General features: G+C 44.9%; 17 protein-coding genes. 1 reads left to right on the top strand and 16 read right to left on the bottom strand.

Going from position 1 to position 21,342, the window contains the following annotated elements; translation table 11 throughout:
* Positions 1 to 48 precede the first annotated feature (48 nt).
* From DXX92_RS04365 to DXX92_RS04330, 8 genes are all read right to left on the bottom strand, one after another.
* The gene (locus DXX92_RS04365; protein ID WP_115999330.1) at positions 49 to 1,509 is read right to left on the bottom strand and encodes an MFS transporter; all 1,461 of its coding nucleotides are present in this window, start codon (positions 1,507 to 1,509) and stop codon (positions 49 to 51) included.
* Between the two features lie 204 nt (positions 1,510 to 1,713).
* Positions 1,714 to 4,017, bottom strand: coding sequence for a DNA topoisomerase IV subunit A (gene parC, locus DXX92_RS04360; protein ID WP_115999329.1), 2,304 nt, complete (start codon positions 4,015 to 4,017; stop codon positions 1,714 to 1,716).
* Positions 4,018 to 4,239: 222 nt separating this feature from the next.
* A complete protein-coding gene (locus DXX92_RS04355) occupies positions 4,240 to 5,553 on the bottom strand; it encodes a GGDEF domain-containing protein (protein WP_115999328.1) in 1,314 nt (437 codons plus the stop codon).
* Complete coding sequence (locus DXX92_RS04350; protein ID WP_115999327.1) at positions 5,544 to 7,592, bottom strand: tetratricopeptide repeat-containing diguanylate cyclase; 2,049 nt, start codon at positions 7,590 to 7,592, stop codon at positions 5,544 to 5,546. Before DXX92_RS04350 ends, DXX92_RS04355 begins: the two co-directional genes overlap by 10 nt.
* A gap of 219 nt (positions 7,593 to 7,811) precedes the next feature.
* The gene (locus tag DXX92_RS04345; RefSeq protein WP_115999326.1) at positions 7,812 to 8,240 is read right to left on the bottom strand and encodes a VOC family protein; all 429 of its coding nucleotides are present in this window, start codon (positions 8,238 to 8,240) and stop codon (positions 7,812 to 7,814) included.
* Between the two features lie 69 nt (positions 8,241 to 8,309).
* Complete coding sequence (arsJ, locus tag DXX92_RS04340) at positions 8,310 to 9,563, bottom strand: organoarsenical effux MFS transporter ArsJ (protein WP_115999325.1); 1,254 nt, start codon at positions 9,561 to 9,563, stop codon at positions 8,310 to 8,312.
* Positions 9,553 to 10,560, bottom strand: coding sequence for an ArsJ-associated glyceraldehyde-3-phosphate dehydrogenase (locus DXX92_RS04335; RefSeq protein WP_115999324.1), 1,008 nt, complete (start codon positions 10,558 to 10,560; stop codon positions 9,553 to 9,555). The genes arsJ and DXX92_RS04335 overlap by 11 nt, the downstream gene beginning before the upstream one ends.
* Before the next feature lie 182 nt (positions 10,561 to 10,742).
* Entirely contained in the window at positions 10,743 to 11,435 is a 693-nt protein-coding gene (locus DXX92_RS04330; RefSeq protein ID WP_115999323.1) for a CPBP family intramembrane glutamic endopeptidase, read from the bottom strand.
* Between the two features lie 108 nt (positions 11,436 to 11,543).
* Here DXX92_RS04330 and DXX92_RS04325 point away from each other — a divergent pair, with 108 nt between their 5' ends.
* Positions 11,544 to 12,050, top strand: a complete 507-nt coding sequence (locus tag DXX92_RS04325; protein ID WP_115999322.1) for a PepSY domain-containing protein — start codon at positions 11,544 to 11,546, stop codon at positions 12,048 to 12,050.
* A 56-nt stretch (positions 12,051 to 12,106) separates the two neighbouring features.
* On the opposite strand, the gene mtnP is transcribed toward DXX92_RS04325, so the two are convergent.
* Genes mtnP through DXX92_RS04285 form a run of 8 tightly spaced genes read right to left on the bottom strand, consistent with a single transcriptional unit; the run spans position 12,107 to position 21,226 of the window.
* Complete coding sequence (gene mtnP, locus DXX92_RS04320) at positions 12,107 to 12,955, bottom strand: S-methyl-5'-thioadenosine phosphorylase (protein ID WP_115999321.1); 849 nt, start codon at positions 12,953 to 12,955, stop codon at positions 12,107 to 12,109.
* Positions 12,956 to 12,993: 38 nt separating this feature from the next.
* On the bottom strand, positions 12,994 to 13,911 hold the full coding sequence (locus DXX92_RS04315; protein WP_115999320.1) for a radical SAM protein: 918 nt from the start codon (positions 13,909 to 13,911) through the stop codon (positions 12,994 to 12,996).
* Entirely contained in the window at positions 13,911 to 14,960 is a 1,050-nt protein-coding gene (locus DXX92_RS04310) for a methyltransferase domain-containing protein (RefSeq protein ID WP_115999319.1), read from the bottom strand. The genes DXX92_RS04315 and DXX92_RS04310 overlap by 1 nt, the downstream gene beginning before the upstream one ends.
* Positions 14,945 to 15,652, bottom strand: a complete 708-nt coding sequence (locus tag DXX92_RS04305; protein WP_115999318.1) for a TIGR04282 family arsenosugar biosynthesis glycosyltransferase — start codon at positions 15,650 to 15,652, stop codon at positions 14,945 to 14,947. Before DXX92_RS04305 ends, DXX92_RS04310 begins: the two co-directional genes overlap by 16 nt.
* Positions 15,639 to 16,634, bottom strand: a complete 996-nt coding sequence (locus DXX92_RS04300) for a DUF547 domain-containing protein (RefSeq protein ID WP_220347622.1) — start codon at positions 16,632 to 16,634, stop codon at positions 15,639 to 15,641. The genes DXX92_RS04305 and DXX92_RS04300 overlap by 14 nt, the downstream gene beginning before the upstream one ends.
* Positions 16,634 to 17,437, bottom strand: coding sequence for a glycosyltransferase family 2 protein (locus DXX92_RS04295; RefSeq protein WP_115999317.1), 804 nt, complete (start codon positions 17,435 to 17,437; stop codon positions 16,634 to 16,636). Before DXX92_RS04295 ends, DXX92_RS04300 begins: the two co-directional genes overlap by 1 nt.
* Complete coding sequence (locus DXX92_RS04290; RefSeq protein WP_115999316.1) at positions 17,430 to 19,766, bottom strand: NAD(P)-binding domain-containing protein; 2,337 nt, start codon at positions 19,764 to 19,766, stop codon at positions 17,430 to 17,432. Before DXX92_RS04290 ends, DXX92_RS04295 begins: the two co-directional genes overlap by 8 nt.
* The gene (locus tag DXX92_RS04285; RefSeq protein ID WP_147301930.1) at positions 19,760 to 21,226 is read right to left on the bottom strand and encodes a glycosyltransferase 87 family protein; all 1,467 of its coding nucleotides are present in this window, start codon (positions 21,224 to 21,226) and stop codon (positions 19,760 to 19,762) included. Before DXX92_RS04285 ends, DXX92_RS04290 begins: the two co-directional genes overlap by 7 nt.
* Positions 21,227 to 21,342 lie beyond the last annotated feature (116 nt).

The following is a 21,342-nucleotide window of genomic DNA, read 5'->3' as shown; positions in this document are numbered from 1 at the left end:
AGGAGCCTAATGGCTCCTTTTCAGTAACAGTGTTAGGCTCGATTAAGCCTAAGCTTTTGCTTCAGTGTCTTTCACAAAAATAACCGACGCTGCCGCTAAGAACATGGCAACACCGGCCAGCATAATAATGTTAATCGCTTGGTTGTCGAATACATGACTTAAAATCCAACCAGAGGCAATACCTGAAACAATTTGTGGCGCCGCTATGGTAAAGTTAAATATTCCCATATAAACACCGGTTTTATCCGCAGGTAATGCGCCTGCTAGAATGGCATAAGGCATAGCTAAAATTGCCGCCCACGCAATGCCAACACCCGCCATAGACCACACTAAACCTAATGCCCCTTTTGGAATTTCCACCTCGGTGATCAGCAAATCAACATGAGTTAGCGTTGGGTCTTGGAATAATACAAAGCTTAAGTAACCTAAACCACCTGCGATTAAGCTTAACGAGTAAGTAAGTTTACGACCAAATGTGTTGGCGAGCTTAGTCATCACAATGGCAAACAAAACAGAAAATAAAGCTTGTGCCGCGTACAAAATGCCAACCCAATCACCAGCAGAGCCTTTCGCTTTAGCGATATCGGTTGGCAAACCGCCGGCAGCAGCAATATAGGCTGGGTCAAACCATTCAATGGCAACGCCCCAAGTGTGCTGCGTAATCGCTGCGGGCGTATAAGTCCACATAATAAATAGCGCAAACCAAGAGAAAAACTGCACCAGCGCGAGCTGTTTCATGATCACCGGCATATCTTTGAACAACGCCCAAAAGCCCGCTAGACGCTCGCCTAAGCTACGCTGTGTTTGTTGCTCTTTAGCGACCGCTGTGGCATCCATCTCTTTAAACGCATAGTATTGTTCGGGTGGATATTCTTTGGTGCGGAATACTGTCCAAAGTACAGACCCTAAAAGCACGGTCGCGCCAATGTAAAATGACCAAATAACCGATGGCGCCACTTCACCTTGGGCTGACAAATTATCTAAACCAATCACATTGGTTAAAAAGAAAGGTAATATCGAGCCAACAACCGCACCAATATTAATCAGCAAGGTTTGTACTGAATAACCTAAGTTACGCTGACCATCGGGCACCATATCTGATACCAGCGAGCGAAACGGCTGGAAAGTAACATTAAAGGCGGCATCTTTAATGGCAAAGATAAACAAACCAAAAATCATCGGTGGAATAAAGGCCACCACCATAGAAGCATTGGGCAGCAAGGCCATTGCCATCGCCGCCACAATTGCACCACCTAAGATAAAGGGCAATCGTCGACCTAGGCCGTTCCAGGTTTTGTCGGACGCCGCGCCGACAATTGGCTGAACAATTAACCCCATAATAGGGGCCGCTAGCCAGAACAGTGAAAGTGAAGAAAGGTCGGCACCTAAGTCCGACAATATTCGGCTAACGTTGCCGTTTTGTAAGGCAAAACCAATTTGCACGCCAAGAAAGCCAAAGCTGACATTCCAAATCTGCCAAAAGCTCAGGTTTGGTTTAGTGTTGTTCATTTATCCCCCCCAGACTGCGTTTTAGCGTTTTATAATTGCAGTGGTGAATAGTATTCATTAGAAGTTATAAAAAAAGCACACTGCCGAGGCAAGTGTGCTCATTGTACTGTTATCCTAACTGCCTTTTCTGATACTCGGCAATTAACTGCATACGTATTCAGCTTAGTCGAGTGCTAGCAACGCGATTAATGCAATATTTATCAACTAGCTTTCTTCGCTTGGCGTTTGCTCTTCGTCGGCAAGCACTTCAGTCACCGAGGTTTCCACTTCAATGCGATCAACACGCTGTAGACCTCGTGGTAGCTTGTTGCCGCGACGACCTCGTTCACCTCGGTAATGCTCAATATCTGTTGCTTTTAACGTTAGTTTACGACGACCCGCATGCAAAGTTACCGAATCACTCGGTAAAATAACCGCCATTAAGGTCACAAACTCTTCTCGTGCTTTTGCTCTTGCCGAGGCAATGTTAATGATTTTATTACCCTTACCTTTGCTCAGCACTGGTAAGTCTTTTACTGGGAACACCAACATCCGGCCTTCGCTGGTGATGGCTAAGCACAAGTTTTCCTCTAAATTGGAGATAGGCAATGGGGTTAACACTTTTGCATTGGCTGGCAAGCTAAGTAGCGCTTTACCATTTTTATTGCGGCTGACCATATCGCCAAACGCACCGACAAAGCCATACCCCGCATCAGAACTCAGTAAGTATTGGCTGTCATCATCGGCCATCAAGGTTTGCGTAAAATTTTCACCTGCCGAGATATTAAAACGCCCAGTTAGCGGTTCACCTTGGCTACGCGCCGTTGGCAAGCCATGCGCATCGGTTGCATAAGCTCGCCCTGTGGTATCAATAAAGACGACTGGACGATTACTGCGCCCTTTCGCCGAGCATAAGTAGCTATCCCCCGCTTTATAACTCATTTGTGCTGGTTCAATATCATGCCCTTTCGCGCAACGCGCCCAGCCTTTTTCTGAAACCACAACAGTAACAGGCTCGCTCGGCACTAGGTCTTTTTCAGACAAGGCTTTGGCTTCGCCACGTTCTACGATTTGTGAGCGACGTTCATCACCATAAAGCTCTGCGGCAGCAAGAATTTCTTTTTTCAATAAGGTATTCATGCGTGCCTTTGAGCCAAGCGTTTTTTCTAGCTTTTCACGCTCTTTGTTTAACTCATCTTGCTCGGCACGAATTTTAATTTCTTCAAGTTTAGCTAACTGACGAAGTTTAATTTCTAATATGGCATTGGCTTGAATTTCCGACAGATTAAAGCGCGACATCAACTCTTGCTTTGGTTCGTCGTAATTGCGGATGATTTCAATTACTTCATCGATGTTAAGGTAAGCAACCAGTAAACCATCAAGAATGTGTAATCGCGCTAACACTTTGTCTAAGCGGTACTGCAAACGTTTACGTGTCGTTTCACGGCGAAACTCTAACCATTCAGCCAAAATGTCGCGCAAGTTTTTCACTGCTGGCTTGCCATCCAAGCCAATCATATTCAGGTTTACACGGTAGTTTTTCTCAAGATCTGTAGTGGCAAACAAGTGTTGCATCAACTGTTCGGTATCAACGCGATTCGAGCGTGGCACAACCACTAAGCGGATCGGATTCTCATGATCTGACTCATCACGTAAATCTACCACCATTGGCAGCTTTTTCGCCTGCATTTGACTAGCAATCTGCTCTAACACTTTCGCGCCAGAGGCTTGATGCGGCAATGAGGTAATCACTATTTCACCGTGCTCTACTTCATAAACTGCCCGCATTTTGATGCTGCCACGGCCCGTTTGGTAGAGCTTCTCAATATCCGCTTTTGGCGTAATAATTTCCGCATCTGTTGGATAATCAGGCCCTTGCACATGTTCTAGTACGTCAGCTAATTCGCTTTTTGGCTGCTCGATTAAATGCACACAAGCATTGGCAATTTCACGCACGTTGTGCGGTGGAATATCCGTTGCCATACCAACCGCGATACCCGTAATACCGTTCAATAAGATATGTGGCAGACGAGCTGGTAACGTTTTCGGCTCCTTCATGGTGCCATCAAAATTAGGTACCCAGTCAACGGTACCTTGCCCAAGCTCTGACAGTAACACTTCACTGAACTTAGACAAGCGAGCTTCGGTGTAACGCATCGCCGCGAATGATTTAGGATCGTCTGGCGCCCCCCAGTTACCTTGACCATCAACGAGCGGATAACGATAAGAAAATGGCTGTGCCATGAGTACCATGGCTTCGTAACAAGCAGAATCACCATGCGGGTGGAATTTACCCAGTACGTCACCAACGGTACGAGCTGACTTTTTATATTTTGCTACGGCTGATAAGCCAAGCTCTGACATCGCATAAACAATTCGGCGTTGCACTGGCTTTAAACCATCGCCAATATGCGGTAAGGCGCGATCCATAATGACATACATGGAATAGTTGAGGTACGCTTCCTCAGTAAATTTGCGAAGCGGGACTTGTTCGATCCCTTCAAGGCTATATTCGAGCGTGTCAGACATGAATTTTTTTCCTAACTACAGACGATTGTACGGGCTAAATATCGACCTACAAAGAAGTGTTGGCGAGGGTCATCATTTAACCTAGTGTGCAATTTTTATTGTTGTCATTTCGCGGATCAAACGATCCAAATGATGATGTTTGCTAGCTTAGCGGATTCTCAACATAGAAAAAACTGTTTCGCGTGTGAAAAGTTGGCTAATTAGGAATTATAGTGCATTTATCTATTCAGTTGGATTAAAACTCGCCACTTGACCATTACCAGAGCGCTTAGCAAGGTACATGGCATCGTCTGCTGATTTTATTAACGCATCCACATCTCGAATTTGCTCGGTCAAGCTGGCAATACCAATCGACACCGTAATCTCAATAGAATGATTGGCAACAAGTAAAGGCTTAGCTGATATTTTGGCAGCAAAATTATTGGCAATTGCTTGCGCCGAAACATTATCGGCCTCAGGCAGCACAGCAATAAACTCTTCTGCCTCAAGATGAGCAAAAATGTCACGCGATCGCATCACTTCTTGACCCAAGCGAGCCACTTCTTGAAGCACAGCATCGCCGACGCCATAGCCAAACTCATTATTGATGCGTTTAAGTTGATCAACATCAATCACAAGTGCACTCAACGCTTGCTGATTATTATGCGCTCGCTCAATCAGTTGATGAGCAACTTTGAATAAATGATCGCGATTACTAAGGCCTGTTAAGGTGTCTGTTTTGGCAAGCCATTTTAGTTTCTTGCGAATTTGCAATTGACGAAAAATCATCAACAAGAAAACAATACAAATGCACACTAGGATAATGGCGTAACGTTCTTGTTCTTGTTTTTTAAGTTCTATGCGCGCCACTTCCGCTTGCTTTAGCTTACTTTGCTCAGCGAGCAACAAATTGACCTGTTCACGCTGCTTAATTTGATATCGCTCTTCCAGTTGCGCTAACTGTAACTGCTCAGTGTGTTCAAATTCTTCCGCAAATTTAATGAGATAGGTACGGCGATAATGATAACCCTGCTGATAGTTCCCCAAGCCAACATAGGCATCAGATAATGCTTGATAATAGTGATAAAATGGTGCGCTAGCTTGTAATTGTTCAGGTAACTTTGCCAGCAAGTTATTAGCTTTTTCTAGCGCGTCAACACTGTTATCAAACTGTTTATTTTGGAGTGCCACTAACCCACGGCAATAATGAAGTAGCAAGCGTTCAGCGTCGTTATTTGCGGTAATGTTTGCGGCCTGTAAGTTAAATTCAGCTGAATTTTCAACGCGCTTTGCTTCAACTGCACCTACTAAAGACAATATTTGTTCAGAAACCGGCATTTCCAGCACCTGTTCTTGCGGAATTGGCAAAGCATACGCGACAACGGAATAAATGGGCGTAACGAAAAGCGTCAATGCTAACGGCATACTTAGCAAACTGGCGTGCTTAATCATTTTCGATAAGGCTTTAGCTGCTAACGCGAACGCCCAAATTACAAAACGCCAAAAGACATTGGTGCCTTGTATAAAGCCAAGAAGCCGCCTGCGCATTAACTGCATATCCGCTCCCGACCTTGATGCTTAGTGTGGTGCAGCGAATTATCAACATAATCAAATAAATCACGCAGTTTGTATGAGTTCACAGCTTCGGTGGTTGAGACCCCAATACTAACGGTTAACTCAGTCTCCACACTGAGCTTTGGATTCGCATCAACAACCGCTTGGCGAAACCTTTCAGCTAGCTCTTTAGCTGCGGTTAAGTTGACACCAGGCAGCAAAACAACAAACTCTTCGCCACCGTAGCGGGCAAAAATATTGGGGCGTTCAAATACGGTTTGCCCTATTTGGCCAATCAGTATCAATGCTTCATCGCCAACTCGGTGACCATATTGCGCATTAATGGTTTTAAAAAAGTCACAATCGATCAGCATGAAGGCGACAGGTTCACGTCGTTTCTTTGCGCGTTTCAAACCTTTTAGCGCTAACTCAATAAACCGACTTCTGTTCAGCACTTTAGTTAATACATCGGTGCGCGATGCATTCACTAATTGCTTCTGCCCTTTCATTAAGTTGTTAAGCAAAATCGCAAAAACAATTGCTAATAGTGCCGCGACATAAATGTAAAGCTGCTTGTAATACGCTGTTTCTTTCACGTCTTCCAACGCTAGTGATTCAAGTCGATGGCGGCTTTCAAGCAAGCTTTTCTCTATATCGACACGCTGGCTTTCATACTGCAAGCGCAATTCAGCTTCCGCTTGTGCGGTACTGCTCTCAAGGTGTGCCATATTAAGTTCATACACTCGATGGTAGGTGTTGTAGGCTTTTTGAAATTCGCCCATTAAACGGTATGTTTCTGAACGAAGTACTAACAGTGCAGCCTCATCCATTGGCGCAGCGTTTATATTGTCACTGTAAAACAGCTTAAACGCTTCATCAATGGTGCTTAATGCCTGCTCGTACTGCCCCATTTCCTTGAGAATGTTCGACTTATTGATAAGAAACTGAAATGGTAAATAGTGATGCTCAACATCAGCCAGCAATAACTCCGTAATGGCTAAATGCTCTAGTGCGAGGTCATACTGCTTAATTTCCTTATTAACATAAATATTTGCTAAGCCAACATGACCACTAAATAACATCTCTGTGTTGTTGAGTGGTGCCAATTCGTTGAGTAAACGCAGGTAGGTTTTTATTGCTTGGTCTGTATCACCATCTCTAGAATAACTAACCGCGATATTGCGCAAGTTGTTGATAGCAAGTAACGGTTTTTCTGCTTGCATGTAGTAGCGGTAGGAAGATTGATAATACTCGCGAGATTGTTCGCCTTTTTTTAAGTTGTCGTACAAAATGCCCAGCTCACTATAGACCAAGCCTTTGAGCTCTAAATCCGACAGGCGTTCAGCAATCGTGGCGGCATCGTTTATAGCAATAATAGCTTCTGAGAGTTTGTCGGTTTGGTAATAGATAGCGCCGATATTGATCAAGCCCTTTGCTATTTCTTTTTGATCATCCAATGATTCCGCAACTTCCAAGCCCGCTAAATATTGCTCCATCGCTTGCTCTGGCTTCCCCAACGTTTCAAGCGCATAGCCCAGATCATAAGCTAGCTGGGCGATAATAATGCGCGGTGAGATTAAGCTCGATGCTAAAATTAAGCCTTGCTCAGCTGTTGCTCGGGCAAGTCGGTGCTGCCCTTGCAGCGAGTAGACCTCAGCAAGCACGTGGTAATACTCTAGCTGCTCATTTAATGGGTATTGGGTTAGCGAGGGCTTTAAAAGCTGCAGTTGATGTACCGCTTTTGCTTGCTCGGTATCAGACAGACGCCTAATTGGCGCAAGTTGTTCAAGTAACGAGATATTGGCGTTTGATACTTGCTCAAACGCATCTGCGCTTTGTGTATTCCACGGCGCAAACGCAAGACTTAGTGTTAACGCAAAGCTTGATGTTGATAGAGATGCCAGTGCCAACCCAGTAGCAATGGCCAATATGCTTAACCAATTTGAGTATATTTTAGCGAAAGATGAAAACGGCTTTTTTCTAATCGCCAGCCAACTGTTGAAGTGTTGGTTATAGAAGTGGAATAAATAATTTTTTTGCACTTACCTGTGGCGCCTATTGGTGTTGTTCTATGCTTTAGTTCTATGCTTTAGTTCTTTACTGCAGATGCATCTTTGGTACACGTTTAAAATAAACGCTAACCGCAGTATAACGACAAACAATCGCCAATCAAAGCATAAATCAAAGCACAAATCACACAGTATTCAACGCCCCAAAATTTAGATATCACAAAATAAAACAGCGAGTTACAAACACCCTAGTTAACTTGATGAGTAATTAAAATCCCAAAAGCTAGCTTCGACTTTATTACCCTCAGGGTCAATCACAAAACAGCCATAATAAGGTTCTCCATAGTCAGGGCGTGGACCAGGTTTACCATTGCACTTAGCGCCCAACGCTAAAGCTTGTTGGTAGAAGCTTTCAACTTGCTGATGAGACTTAGCAACAAAGCCAAAATGAACACCATTGCCGGTGCTCATTGGCTGTTTATCAAATGGAATTTGCACCCAAAACTCTGGATAACCTTTACCAAAAGCAAGTGCGTGTTCGTATTCACTAACTAAGTCAATATCCAATGTCGCCAATACAGGCTGATAAAATGCTTTGGCTTTGACCAGGTCATTCGTGCCAATCGACGCATGACAAATTGTGCGATTGTTATTGCGTTCGTCATTCGCGTTAGTGCTCATAGTGATAGTGACTCCGGTCTATGTAAATTGTTTAAATATGTGCTTTGTTTTTGACGCTTTCTTTTGAAACTAAGCTGTAACTGCCCCATCCGTCACTTTAACTTGTGTTACTAATAAAGCAGCCAGTCCCGCCAGTAAACTTGAGGCAACCAAACACGCCATTAAACCATATTGTTGATACATCAATCCCGAAAATATCGTGCCAAGTAATCGCCCCATAGCATTCGCCATGTAGTAAAAACCCACATCAATGGAAACACCATCCTCTTTCGCTAACGCTACAATCGCATAGCTATGCACGGCAGAATTTATCGCAAATACGGCGCCAAAGAGTAACAAACCGATCACCAACACCCAAGTTGCTGATAGCTCACTATTTAAGGCAAACATTAGCGCGATAACAGACAGAGTCAGTATGCCGCCCCACTGACTTGCAACAGTGTGCACAGGTTTAGTTGAGAGGTTCACTAGCTTTGGTGATAACGCTTGTACTATGCCATAACCAATCACCCAAAGCGCCATAAACAACCCCACATGGTGGTGTTGCCAAGCCAATTCACTGACGAAAAAGACAGGTATTGCGACCACAAACCAAACATCGCGAGCAGCAAATAAGCAAAGCCGTGCCGCTGATAAATAGTTTAGTGATGCAGACTTAGAGAAGATATCATTAAACTTAGGTTTATTTTTTGCTTTACCCAAATCTTTTTTCAATAACAGCTGGCTGGCAATTACCACCAAAAACAAGGCGCTGGCCATCGCCAGCATGGCAGATTGAAACCCCAGCAGCGTCAGTAATGCGCCACCGAGAAAAAAGCCAATACCTTTTAAGGTATTTTTTGAGCCAGTCAGCAAGGCTACCCATTTAAACAATTTACCTTCAAACGATGCTCCCTGCTGTTCGCTTTGCGCTGAATCTTTGGGAATAAGCGCTTTAATACTGCTCTTCGCACTCATTTTATTGAGATCTTTTGCAATACCAGAAAGTGCTTGCGCCGCCATCACCAGCACAACCGTTAAGTACTGATCTGGCACCGCCAACATCGCCAATGCAGCAACTTGCAGCACCAAGCCAATTTGCATCGTGCGATTAAGGCCAATATGTGCCCCTAGCCAGCCACCAATAAGATTCGTCACCACGCCAAAGAACTCATAGAACAAGAAGAGCATGGCAATTGCTAAAGGCGAGTAACCTAGCTGGTGGAAATACAACACCACCAGCATGCGCAAAGCGCCATCAGTTAACGTGAAAGCCCAGTAATTAGCGGTGATCACTAAGTACTGTTTTACTTCACTTGATAGCGTTTGGAGTTTATTTAACACTTAAACCTACCATCTTTGCTAGCTCAGCAGTGCGGTTAGCGTAGCCCCACTCATTATCGTACCAAAGGTACATTTTTAAATGGGTGTCGTTCACCACCATAGTTGATAATGCGTCGACGATACTTGAACGCGGATCAGTTTTGTAATCAACTGACACTAAAGGTTTTTCTTCGTAACCTAAAATACCATTGAGATCTTGTTCGGCAGCACTTGCCATTAACTGATTAATTTCTTCAACGGTTACCGAGCGCTCCATTTCAAACGCACAATCGGTAATTGAAGCATTTGCCAGCGGCACGCGCACCGCATGGCCATTTAAGCGGCCTTTCAATTCAGGGAAAATATGAGTAATTGCCGTTGCCGAACCTGTTGTTGTCGGGATCAAGCTTTGCCCGCAAGCACGAGCACGGCGCAAGTCTTTGTGTGGCGCATCTAAAATGGTTTGGGTGTTCGTAATATCGTGAATGGTCGTCATGCTACCGTGTTTGATACCAATGTTTTCTTGCAGCACTTTTACCACAGGTGCTAAACAGTTGGTGGTGCAAGAAGCGGCAGTCACGATCGGGTGCTCATCAACCTTGTATAAGTTGTCATTTACACCCATGACAATATTGAGTACGCCCTCTTCTTTAACGGGCGCCGTCACAACAACTCGCTTTACCCCTTGATCTAAGTAGGCTTGCAACTTCTCTTTGGTTTTCATTTTACCCGAAGCTTCAATCACAATATCGCAGCCTGACCAATCAGTGTCAGCAATCGCGAGGTTATGCGTAATAGCGATTTGCTGATCATCAATAATCATCTTATCGCCTTCAGCACTTGCTTGATGCTGCCAAGTACCATGAACAGAATCGTAATTCATCAGGTGCGCCAAGGTTGCGGCATCACCTGCAGGATCGTTAATTTGTACGAAGCTAAGTTCCGGCCACTGCCATGCAGCACGCATCACTAATCTACCCATGCGGCCAAAGCCGTTAATACCTACTTTAATTGCCATGACTAATCTCTCTATAAAGTTCTCTATTCAGCTCTCTAGCTAATGCTCTGTTCAGTTTTCAATCTAAGAAACATACGATATTTTATATATTCAAATTTTCACATATTAAAACAACAAGTGCAACCTATAACTTGTCTTCATCTAACTTTCCGTGGTTCAAGTTTTTAGGATCGTACTGATTCTCAGGCCTGTAATTCGAAAAAGTGTCCCAAGCCAAGAGTAAATAGCCAGACGCCCCATAAACTATGCTCTAAAGCAACCAGTAAGGTTGAGCGTGATACCGCATAAGTCTTGCTAAAACAATAACCTGCAAGGGTAGACAGGAGCACAGCAACCCAATTGCCATAAATAATGTGAGCAAAACCAAAGCTCGTAGAACTTAGCCAAATTCGATGGCGCTTACGCGGCAATATGGTTTTATAACGGTGAAAGAGAAAGGTACGAAAGATAACTTCCTGCGGCAACGCAGAAAACAGTGGGTAGAGGAAGAGTAACAACAACCACGTTTTCGGCCCTTCAATCGGTAGTTTGAATAAAGATTCCGGCGCGATTAGTGCGAAAACCAATGTGCTGCCAAGCATCACACCAAAGAACAGCCAAAGTGTGTTCGCAATGCGTTTGTTAAATCCTAATTTATTAGTGAGTCGAAAGCGCTTAAAACGCTCATCAGAGATCAATAACCACAAACAAATGGCACCAATCACAGTTAATATCGGCAGTACCCAGTATGTTATCAAATGATTTAACTGCCACAGGATCAATGGTAACAATAAGAATAACAACGTAAGTTCAAGCCAAGATTTAAACGATGAACGGCGGGTTAAGCTAGATGGTTTCACTGGCGCTATCTCAGCAATATTCGTTAGAATGAGCATTAGTTAATTTTAGTTCAAGCTCTGTGCTGTGTCCTTTCGCCGTTAACCTCGCGTTGTCGCCTTATCACAAACTAAAATTACCCTGTTATTTGACAATGAAATACTAAAATGAAGTTTGCCAAGTTAAACCGTACGATTCACAAGTGGGCTAGCCTGTTAATTGCCCTACCTTTATTGCTGGTCATTGTGACAGGAACTCTACTATTAGTGAGAAAAGAGTTTGCTGTCTTACAACCGCCAACGCAGCATGGTATCAGCGCTATACCTAGCCTTGATTTTTCCTCCATACTGGCACAAACCAAGACGGTTGAGCAGGCAAACGTTGCAAGTTGGCAAGACATAGATCGATTAGATATTCGCCCAAGTAAAGGCGTTATTAAAGTGCGAACAAAAAGTTCATGGGAAGTTCAGCTCGACAGCCAAACAGGTAAAGTGCTGCAAGTGGCTTACCGTAATTCAGAATTTATCGAAAGCTTACACGACGGTACTTTCTTTCAAAAACAAGCCAATTTATGGCTTATGCTGCCCGTTGCCATTGTGTTGCTATTACTCTGGTTAACTGGCTTGTATCTGTTCTGCTTACCTTACGTTAAAAAATGGCGCAGAAGGGACTAAAAAATGCCTTGCAGCTGCCAATGTGCAAGGCATTCAACTCGACTTTCTAAGAGTTGTTAACGGCTCAACACCGCTAATAACGCTTTAGCCTCTGATGATAACGCAGATTCTGGCGTTAACACTGCGCTTGCCAACGCGCTTCGACAACCGCATGACTCATCCGCCTGATGAGTTTTAATAAACGACTCCAGTACCGACTTTGCTTTTGTTAAACTCTCGCCATAACGACTGATCACTTGCTCCACACTCACATGTTGGCTTGGGTCATCTTGCCAACAATCGTAATCTGTCGCGATGCCAATGGTGCAATAGCAAATTTGTGCTTCGCGTGCCAAAAATGCTTCTGGTACATTTGTCATACCCACTAGATCGCAAGCAGCAGCATTTTTTAAAAACAGACTTTCCGCTTTACTGCCAAGACGAGGACCATCAACACAAGCATAAGTCTTGTTGTCGTGGATGGTTACCTCAAGGTTATTAGCGGCCTCAACGATACCTTGTGCTAAATGTTTGCAGCTGGGCTCGGCGGTTGATACGTGAGCAACCAAGCCGTTACCAAAAAAGCTCTTGGCACGGCTGCCTTTAATAAAATCAAAATACTGCCCGCAAATGGCTAAGTCGCCGGGCGCAATTTCCTGCTGCAAACTACCAACAGCTGAAAAACCCACTATTTGAGTAACACCAAGCGACTTAAGCGCCCAAATATTTGCTTGATAATTGACTTCACTCGGCAATAGTTGATGACTATTGCCATGTCTTGGCAGAAAAAAAACCGTTTGCCCCAGATAACTGCCCTGCTTGATGGCAGCAGATGGTTTACCAAATGGCGTATCAATCTCATGCTCCTGCTCTACTGCTAAGCCATCGATTTGATAAATACCTGTGCCACCGATAATTGCTAACATTTAATAATTCTCCCAACTAAATTCCGAAAAAAATAAGGTTATTCACTACAGCTGGCGCCATGAGCAAAGCAGCTGTAGCACCTATGATGTTTCATACTAATACGAGCGCTCATGCTATCGCTGAGCGTATTGGCTAAGTGATAATCCTCGTCATCATCCACTAAGGTGCAAGCGTATACCTGCATTTGATCATTTTTCTTGATGATCATTTTAGAATTGCTACACATGTAATTTTTGCGCTGTTGCTCGGTTTGATACTGCACCATACAATGGCTACTGATGTGTGGCACATCAGCAATGCTACCCGGGGGTAAAAAGTCTGGGAAAGCAACAATATTGAGATCTTCAGGTAAGCCATTTAAGGCAAATAAATCCTGAAACTGCTTAGTGACTTGATCGCTATTTTCGTCAGCCGACATATGTCGCGCCACAGATACTTTAAAGCCTGCTCGATATAGTTTTTTTAAGCCACTAATCGCTAATGCAAAATTGCCTTGCCCCCGCCCCGCATCATGGCTTTGGCTTTCGGCTGAGTCTAAGCTGATGCGCAGCGAAATGGGGTGTTTACATTCGCTACTCTCTGCCAAGTCTTGAAGTGCTGGTAAGCGTTTAATCAGTGGCGTAGTGCCGTTGGTGAGCACTAAACAAGGTCGAAACTGACTAGCATAAGCTAAGATGTCAATCATATCTTTGAGCAAAAACGGCTCGCCACCGGTAAAAGAAAACTGCTTAACCCCTAAAGCAAGTGCCTCATCAATAAAAGGTTTTACCTCGCTCAGTTTTGGCCCTTGCAGACGTTTACTGCTTGGGCTTGAGCCTTCTAAGCAAAAACTACATTCGAGGTTGCAGCGAGTGCCAGTATGAAACCAAAGCTCATCAAGCGCGTGCGGGATAATATAACCACGCTCATCACCCGTAGGGGTTTTATACCAGCTTTCGCTATGTTGTTTGTTCATTAACAGCAGCCTGAAGTGGTTGTGCTTGTTTTCGCTTTAGGCTGATCAGTGGCACATGAAGGTGAGCGCGTAAATGCCCCCAAATGTTGGCTAAAGTCACCGACAAATTCAAAGTGTGACTTGAACCGGCTGTGCGTTAGCATTTGCCAAGTATTGCCGCTGACCTTAATTTTTTCGCCTTTAGCAAAATAGTTATCTTGATCTAGCTGTAATGCGTCTGGATGACTAGCCACAGTGCCTTGATAAACGACTGAAAGGCCATAGTCTTCCTGATTAGCCTCTAACTCAGGTGCTTTAAACAAGCGGTAGGTATTAGAGTGAAATTTAATACCTTGCACGCGCTCAATGATTTCAGGGTTGTCTATGGTGATTTCTCGGCGCTCAACTAGTCTTGGATCGGCAAAGCCAACCTGTTTCGCTAATTCGATAAAGTCCCCTTGATACAGAGCGCCACTGAGGCACTCACCATAAAGTAGTGGATCGTTTTTCAGGTGCTCAGGAATACGGCGATCGGCATAAACATCGGCAAAATACATTTCACCGCCATTTTTTAACAGCGCATAAGCTTGTTTAAGCACAGCTTCTTTATCAGGTGACAAATTGATCACACAATTAGAAACAATCACATCAATACTATTCTCAGCCAGACCAAGCTGGTCGAGTTTTTCAATATAACCTAGCTTAAACTCAGTATTTGCTTGTTGATAACCGAATTTTTGCTGATGATATGCCAAGTGTTTGTTGGCCACTGCTAGCTGCTCTTCAGTCATATCAACACCCGTGACAAAACCGTGCTCACCTACCATTTGCGCCAAGGCATAACAGTCGCGGCCAGCGCCACAGCCAAGATCGAGAATATGACAATCCGTTAGGCTCTCTGGCGTCACTAACCCACAGCCATAGTATTTCGCCAATACTTCATCGTGAATGTTCGCCAATACGGTCTTCACATCGGTAGTTAAATTGCTGTCTGTACAGCACGCATTGGTTTGTAAATCCTCGCTCGATTGTAGGGTTTTACCGTAATATTCTTTTACTGCGTCGTGCATGAGTCACTCTCTTCTAACGTTAAAATGGTCGCTATGTATTGCAATAGTTTTTGTCGTGCAGGTCGCTGTTCGCCCGCTAAGTCGCGATACAAGGTGATAAGATCGCACTTTTCATCAATGTCATAACCTGGGGTGTGATAACCAACCGACAAGCCCCAGCTATGGCAACAAGCCGCCAGTGATGCGCCTAAATATGAAGAACTCCATGGCAGATTAGTTAAATCGGGCCAAGGCTGTGCATTTGACATAATGACAACACCGCCATCGGCCGCCATATTAAGCACAATATCGTCTTTCGCTAGCATATCGGCCAAGCCAACATAGTGTGCCTGTCTGAGCATCGGCGCATCGGTACCAATAAAGACCAACTTTTGATGGCCCTGACTTCGCAAGTGTTTGTCGATGTGGTTAAGTCGTTGGCCTAAGTTACCACCGCCTTGATAAATCACCTGAGCTTGCGGCTCTTTCGCTTGGCGAATTAAAGCCTGCCCCCACGCTAAATCTTCTTGATGAGCAACCGCTAACACGACATTGCCCGACCAAGCTTGAGCGTCTTCAATAGCGCAAGCTAACAACAACTGGGCAATATCAAATGCCGCATCAGCACCTATGGTTTGTGCCAAGCGTTGCTTGCCCTGATGTAATTTGGGGCGCTTACACATAATCACTAGGCTTGGATTAGTTGTTGTCATCTTGGGTCTCTATTGTCGTTTTATCTAGGTTTTGCATTGCTGTATTCAAAGCTGCGTCAATCGGTTGATTAAGTTGCCAGTTATATTGATAGTTAATATCGCCATTAAATTTCGTTAGTGCACTGGCAAGTTCTGGTTCGGCATAACGGATTAGGTGAGCAAGCAGTGCATTATGGTCTTCGCCAAAGTCAACACCGAACCAATTATAAATACTTGATAAGGTAAGCTGGCTGCCAACCAAGTTCACCGCTCTAGGGTGGTTAACAAAAGCTTTTGCTGCGGTGTTTAGTTGCTGCTCCAACTCGTTTGCAGTGATCACTTGCAAAGGTAAATTTGGACAGCCGCGACTAGCGCAATTAATCACGTAATGCACTCTTGGTTCTTGCCAAATGCTGCGCAATATACCGTGTTCAATTTGATTTAAACTCAACGCTTGCCCAGCTACCTGAGCGACTTTGATATCCCAAGGGCCAATAATTTCTCCTAGGCTATCAAACGGCAGTTGGTGAATTTCGCGAATACTGGCGATCGGGTAGTGATCGAGCACAAGCTTTACCGTCAGCGCATTGTATAAATTGATCCAATAAGCAAATTGCTCACGATGATTAAATGTTCGCGGGTCGATATCTTGCAAAGCCTGAAGATAAGCGTTCAATTGTTGCTTATCTTGCTCGCTCACTGCTCGGTAATCGAATACTGTCGCCGATAACTGATTAGAGTAACGAGCATATTTTGCCAGTAACTGCTGCCAAGACTGATGGGCTATGGTTTTCGTATTGTCCGCCGCGAAAGCTTCTTGATTTAGCTGCCAGTAACCAATCGGCTTGGCGGTGCGCGCTTGATACAAATCGTAGCCCAAAGTAGCTAGTAGCATGGTGCAAGCGACTAACAAGCCAAAAATAACTTCAAAAAGCGCAGAGCGATCAAGCTTGTTTGGGTGTGGTTTGGCTTGGGCGGGCTTAGCGGCATTGAGCACTGTCATTACTGAGTATTCTCTTTTGTTGGCGACAGCTCAGGACCACTAAAACCAAATAAACGCAACCTCGCGATCATGGTTAAAATGCCAAAGCCAGCCAGCACAGTGCCTTTAACTGTGCCACTGATTTTTGATCGTCCTATTCTGACTTTAGAATCAACTGGATACTCACTAGTTTTAAGTTGCAGCATGGCCGCTTTAACCTGCATTTCAACGGTCCAACCAAAGGTTTGATCTGCCATGGCTAATTGTTTCAATGCGCTTTGACGAATAGCGCGAAACGGACCTAAATCGGTGACTGGCTGACGCCAGAACAGTCGAATTAATCGCGATGATAACCAGTTACCAAACAGCTGGGGCGGCGTTAACGCCCCTTGTTCAATCGTCCCAAGTGTACGAGAACCAATCGCCATATCATCACCACTGGCAATACCAGCCAATAGTCGCTCTGCTTGCTCAATAAAACAGGAGTCATCGCCATCGACAAACAGAATTATGTCGTACGCTTGCTGTTTCTTGTTTTGTAGGTTCTTGAGTTGCTGTTGTTCCAGCCATTCGAGCGCCGTTAGGCAAGCAATACCATAGCCTGGCTGGTCTTGCCTAACGACATGGGCACCAGCCGCCTCAGCATTAGCTGCGGTAGCATCAGTAGAGCCATTATCACAAACCACCACTTGATCAATCACCGAAGTCGCTTGCTCACTCTCACTATTAAAGGTTAACTGCACTAACTCTTTAACCACTTTACCGATGGCCTGTTCTTCGTTTAGCGCCGGAATAACCGCAGCAACGCGAAACCCTTTATACATTTTTAACCTCAATAATTTCAGCCATTTGTACGCGGCTGGCAGCAAGCTTACCGGTTTTGACAACTTGTGAGGTGGTGCGATCAATTTCAGCAAAGCTCAATGTACCGGTTGGACAAACTTGTACACACGCCGAGCAGCGAACACATTGTGGGTCAACCATCGGCTTCCCCTTTTGCGCAAACGCCATGACATCAATACCTTGATGACATTGACTTGTACATTGGTTACAGCTAATACACTTAGATTTGTCAGCAGCAATCGCAAATTTGCTAAATCGCGCGTAGATGTGCATTAACGCGGCAAGCGGACAGGCAAAACGACACCAAGTACGGCCAGAATATTTAAAGTACAAACCAAACCCTAGGACCCCAGCCATAAAGGTATCTACGACCCATTTCCAGCTAAACGCATTGACGAGCTCATAATTTTGGTTCTCACCTTTTAAAAGCAAGTTGAACATTGAATTCATCCAGCTTTCAGGGTAAATCCAGCCCAAGATACGAATAAATAGCATGACAAAGGCCGCCAGTAAGATAACTTGGCCAAGCATATTCAGCTTGTTCCAGTTTTTGCCGTGCGGCATTTTATGGCGCTGCTGATCGCCCATGGTTTCAGCCATTGCACCACAAGAGCAAATCCAACTGCAGTACGCGCCCTTACCCCATTTGTAAACAATCAATGGAATGATCACGAATGTTTGCACCACGGCTATCGCCAACCAAGCCACCTGAGGCTGGTCGGTAAAGACAGTGTATACACCAAGTGGCCACGCAAAGATAAAACTGTAGGCATGCCAGTATGCTCGTGGGTGCCCCCAGTCTGGCCAAACGTGATTAGCTAAGTCTTGCGCTGAAATATATGAAGGGAATAAAGCATCGCCTACCGCTTTGCCCCAACCTGCATCAAAGCCGCCGTTGTAACCAATCCAAGGGAGAATAATTTCCGGCAGTAAAAACAGTGGAAACAGTTGAATGGTAAACAGCACACTAGTTTGTACCGTCACATAAGGGGTTTTACTACGTTGGATTCGCTGCCATCCAAATATGGCAATCAAAGTGGTATATAAAAAGGTGTAATAGAAGGATCGACTTTTTAATGACATGGCGATAGTGCCGATCAAGGTAGACCTGTCTTCAACTTGGCTAGACCACCAACTGCCAAGGCCACTGATCACCTCTGGCATGTTATTTGGGAAGGTAAAGGTTGACCAAAATGAGTTCACAAAGCCATAGCCTTTCCAGTCATACAGGGCAAACATCGCTAGCATAAACAAAGCAAAGGCTAACCAACCTGAAAAGCTGCTTTCACCACTAATTTGGATTTTACTGCGGCGGAAAAATTCGAGTGGAGCCTCGCGCCCTGTCGCCAATAACACTTCATCATTGGCTAGGGTTTGTTGCTCGCCCTTTTTGTTGGTGAGGTTAACGGCATCCTCGGTAATTTCAGTCACCTGAGTTGACATTTTTAAATCAAGTTGGCCTGACTCAACCAACTGGTTCACTTGCTCAACATTTTCCGGTTTGGGGCGCGAAAACTCTGCTTGACGATGGCACAGCGTTACTTGTGCATCATAATTAGCGCAGCTGATTGCCGCTTCTAGGGCGCTATCACCACCGCCAACCACAAGTAGTTTTTTCCCTTGATATTGGCTCGGGTCAATTAAACGATTACTGACTTTTTCGAGTGTTTCGCCTGGCACATTAAGCTTGCGGTAATTACCTGAGCGACCAATAGCGACAATAATGCGATGTGCCGAAATACGCTCGCCACTGTCAAGCATTGCATGCAAGTGTCCGCCTTTGCGTTCAATATGAGTAACATTAGCAATTTCAGGCTGGATATCATGACGCTTAGCATCCGCTTGCAAGCTCGTTAACAAGCTTTCTTTGTCAACGACCTCTTGACCAAATTGGAGCTTGCCACTTGGCGTCATCTCAGTGGGGTAGGTATAAATCGGCTTACCGTGAGGAAAGTTATTGATGGTTGAGAACGGTGCGTTAGCTTCAATCAGCTTAAAGCTTAACCCAGCTTCTTTGGCGGAAATTGCCGCCGAGTAACCACTAACACCACCACCAATAATAACGATATCAGCAACTTCAGCTGTATGTTTGCGATTACTGAAGCTGGTATCGGCCAGTATGTCTTGAACGGCTTTTGCACCAGTGTCGGCAGAAAACTTTAACAATGGCACGCCAGTTAAGTCACCAACAATATAGGTACCGGGAATATTAGTTGTGCCATTAGCTTGGCTTACCGGTAGTTTTTCTACTTTGGCGTCAGGCCATTGACCATGTAACCAATGATGATATTTACTTACTATAGCTAACATGAAAACCTCTTTTGGGGCGACGAAAGTTCGCCCTCAGTAATAGTTTGTTTCTTCCACCTTGTGACGCCGGCATAAATTAAACTCAGCAATGCAAAGAGATAGGCACCAGCCAACAAATTGATAGGCCATTGCGCTGGTTGCCAAATTTGGCAACAAACAAACTGATCCAGTACTTCATAGGTAAATGGCATAACGCCAAGAATGAGCAATAACGCAAGATTGGGTTTTAATGCGACGAGTGCAGCCAATGGCATTAAGTACCAAGGAAATAGCACTGGACTAATAAATAATGGAATAAAGAGCGCAAGCTGACAGGCGCTAACTAAGTCGTTAGAAAGCAGAGTTTGCTCATTATTTGCTGCCGGCTTTTGAGCGTTCGCTTGCTGACGGCTAGCCAAGTAACCCACAATGGCAATTAAGCTCAAGGTAACGCCTGCGAGCGCAGCAATGAACCCCTGTGTGCCTAGCGGTGTTAACAGTGAAAACAGCGGTGCGGCAAAGCGCCATTTCTCAAAAAACACACCGATACTACCAACAGGGTATAGCCCTAATGCTAAGGTAATCGCATAGCCGAGGCTAATCGTAGCAATCGCACTAGCAACTATCGTCACCGCTCGGCGCAACGAGAAGTTAGCCAACACCAGCGGCATTAACAGCACCAAGGGCAATATTTTGATGAGTACCCCAAGCCCAATAAAAATACCAGCTAATGCGAGTTTGTTACGCTGCCAGCAATAAAGCGCAGCGACTATCGCTAACGTTGAAAAGGCATCGACATGTAGGGCTGCACCCGTTTCGATAATGACTATCGGAGATAATGCAATCAGCGGTAAATGTACCAGCTTGTTATGCGCTTTAAGCAGTAAAAACATTAGCCATAGCGAGGCAATGCTGGCGCAGGTTAACATCAACTGCCACAGCCATTGGGCGTGGTCGATCCCTACACTGGCAGCAACGCTAAATAATGCCAACGCTAACGGTGGATAAAGTGTTGGATAAGCGGCGTGCTCAGCCGGTGGCTGCCATATTGATCTAAGCTCAACAAGCGCAGGATCATCATGGCTGACTTGATAAGGGTCTAACCCAGTCAGTGCGATACGACCGTCAAATAGATAACGGTCTACATCGTTTGAGGTGTATGGTTCAACCCCCAGTAAAACAATCCGCGCTAAGATGCCCGCTGCCAAGATCAACCAGCTAATGCGAGCCATACTCGCGGCAAAGGAAGCATTTTGCTGACCTTTTTGCTGAGTTTTTTGCTGATATGCGTGCACAGAATACCAAGCCACTAGCATGCATAAACACATCAAGGTAAATTGGGCGATAACTAAATTGCCCATCCCCCACTGTGCTAGATCCGAATTTGCTAGGCTCCAGCCATCACCGCCAAGCTCAATAGTAGTTGACGTGATAACTGCCTGTGACAATTGGCTGTGCACCTCACTTAGCCAATGACTCATTGATGCCACTAAGACCGCGCCAACCAAGCTTGCATAAAGTAGCCAAGACCACCGACTATGAACAGTCGTCGCGTGGGGACCTGAACAGGCCAACTTCGTTAAAGTGTCAGAGGCTA

Origin of the sequence: Thalassotalea euphylliae (assembly GCF_003390395.1) — a bacterium.
Lineage (GTDB): Bacteria > Pseudomonadota > Gammaproteobacteria > Enterobacterales > Alteromonadaceae > Thalassotalea_F > Thalassotalea_F euphylliae_C.
Note: the sequence above shows the minus strand (reverse complement) of the source record. Positions and strands in the feature narration are given on the sequence as shown.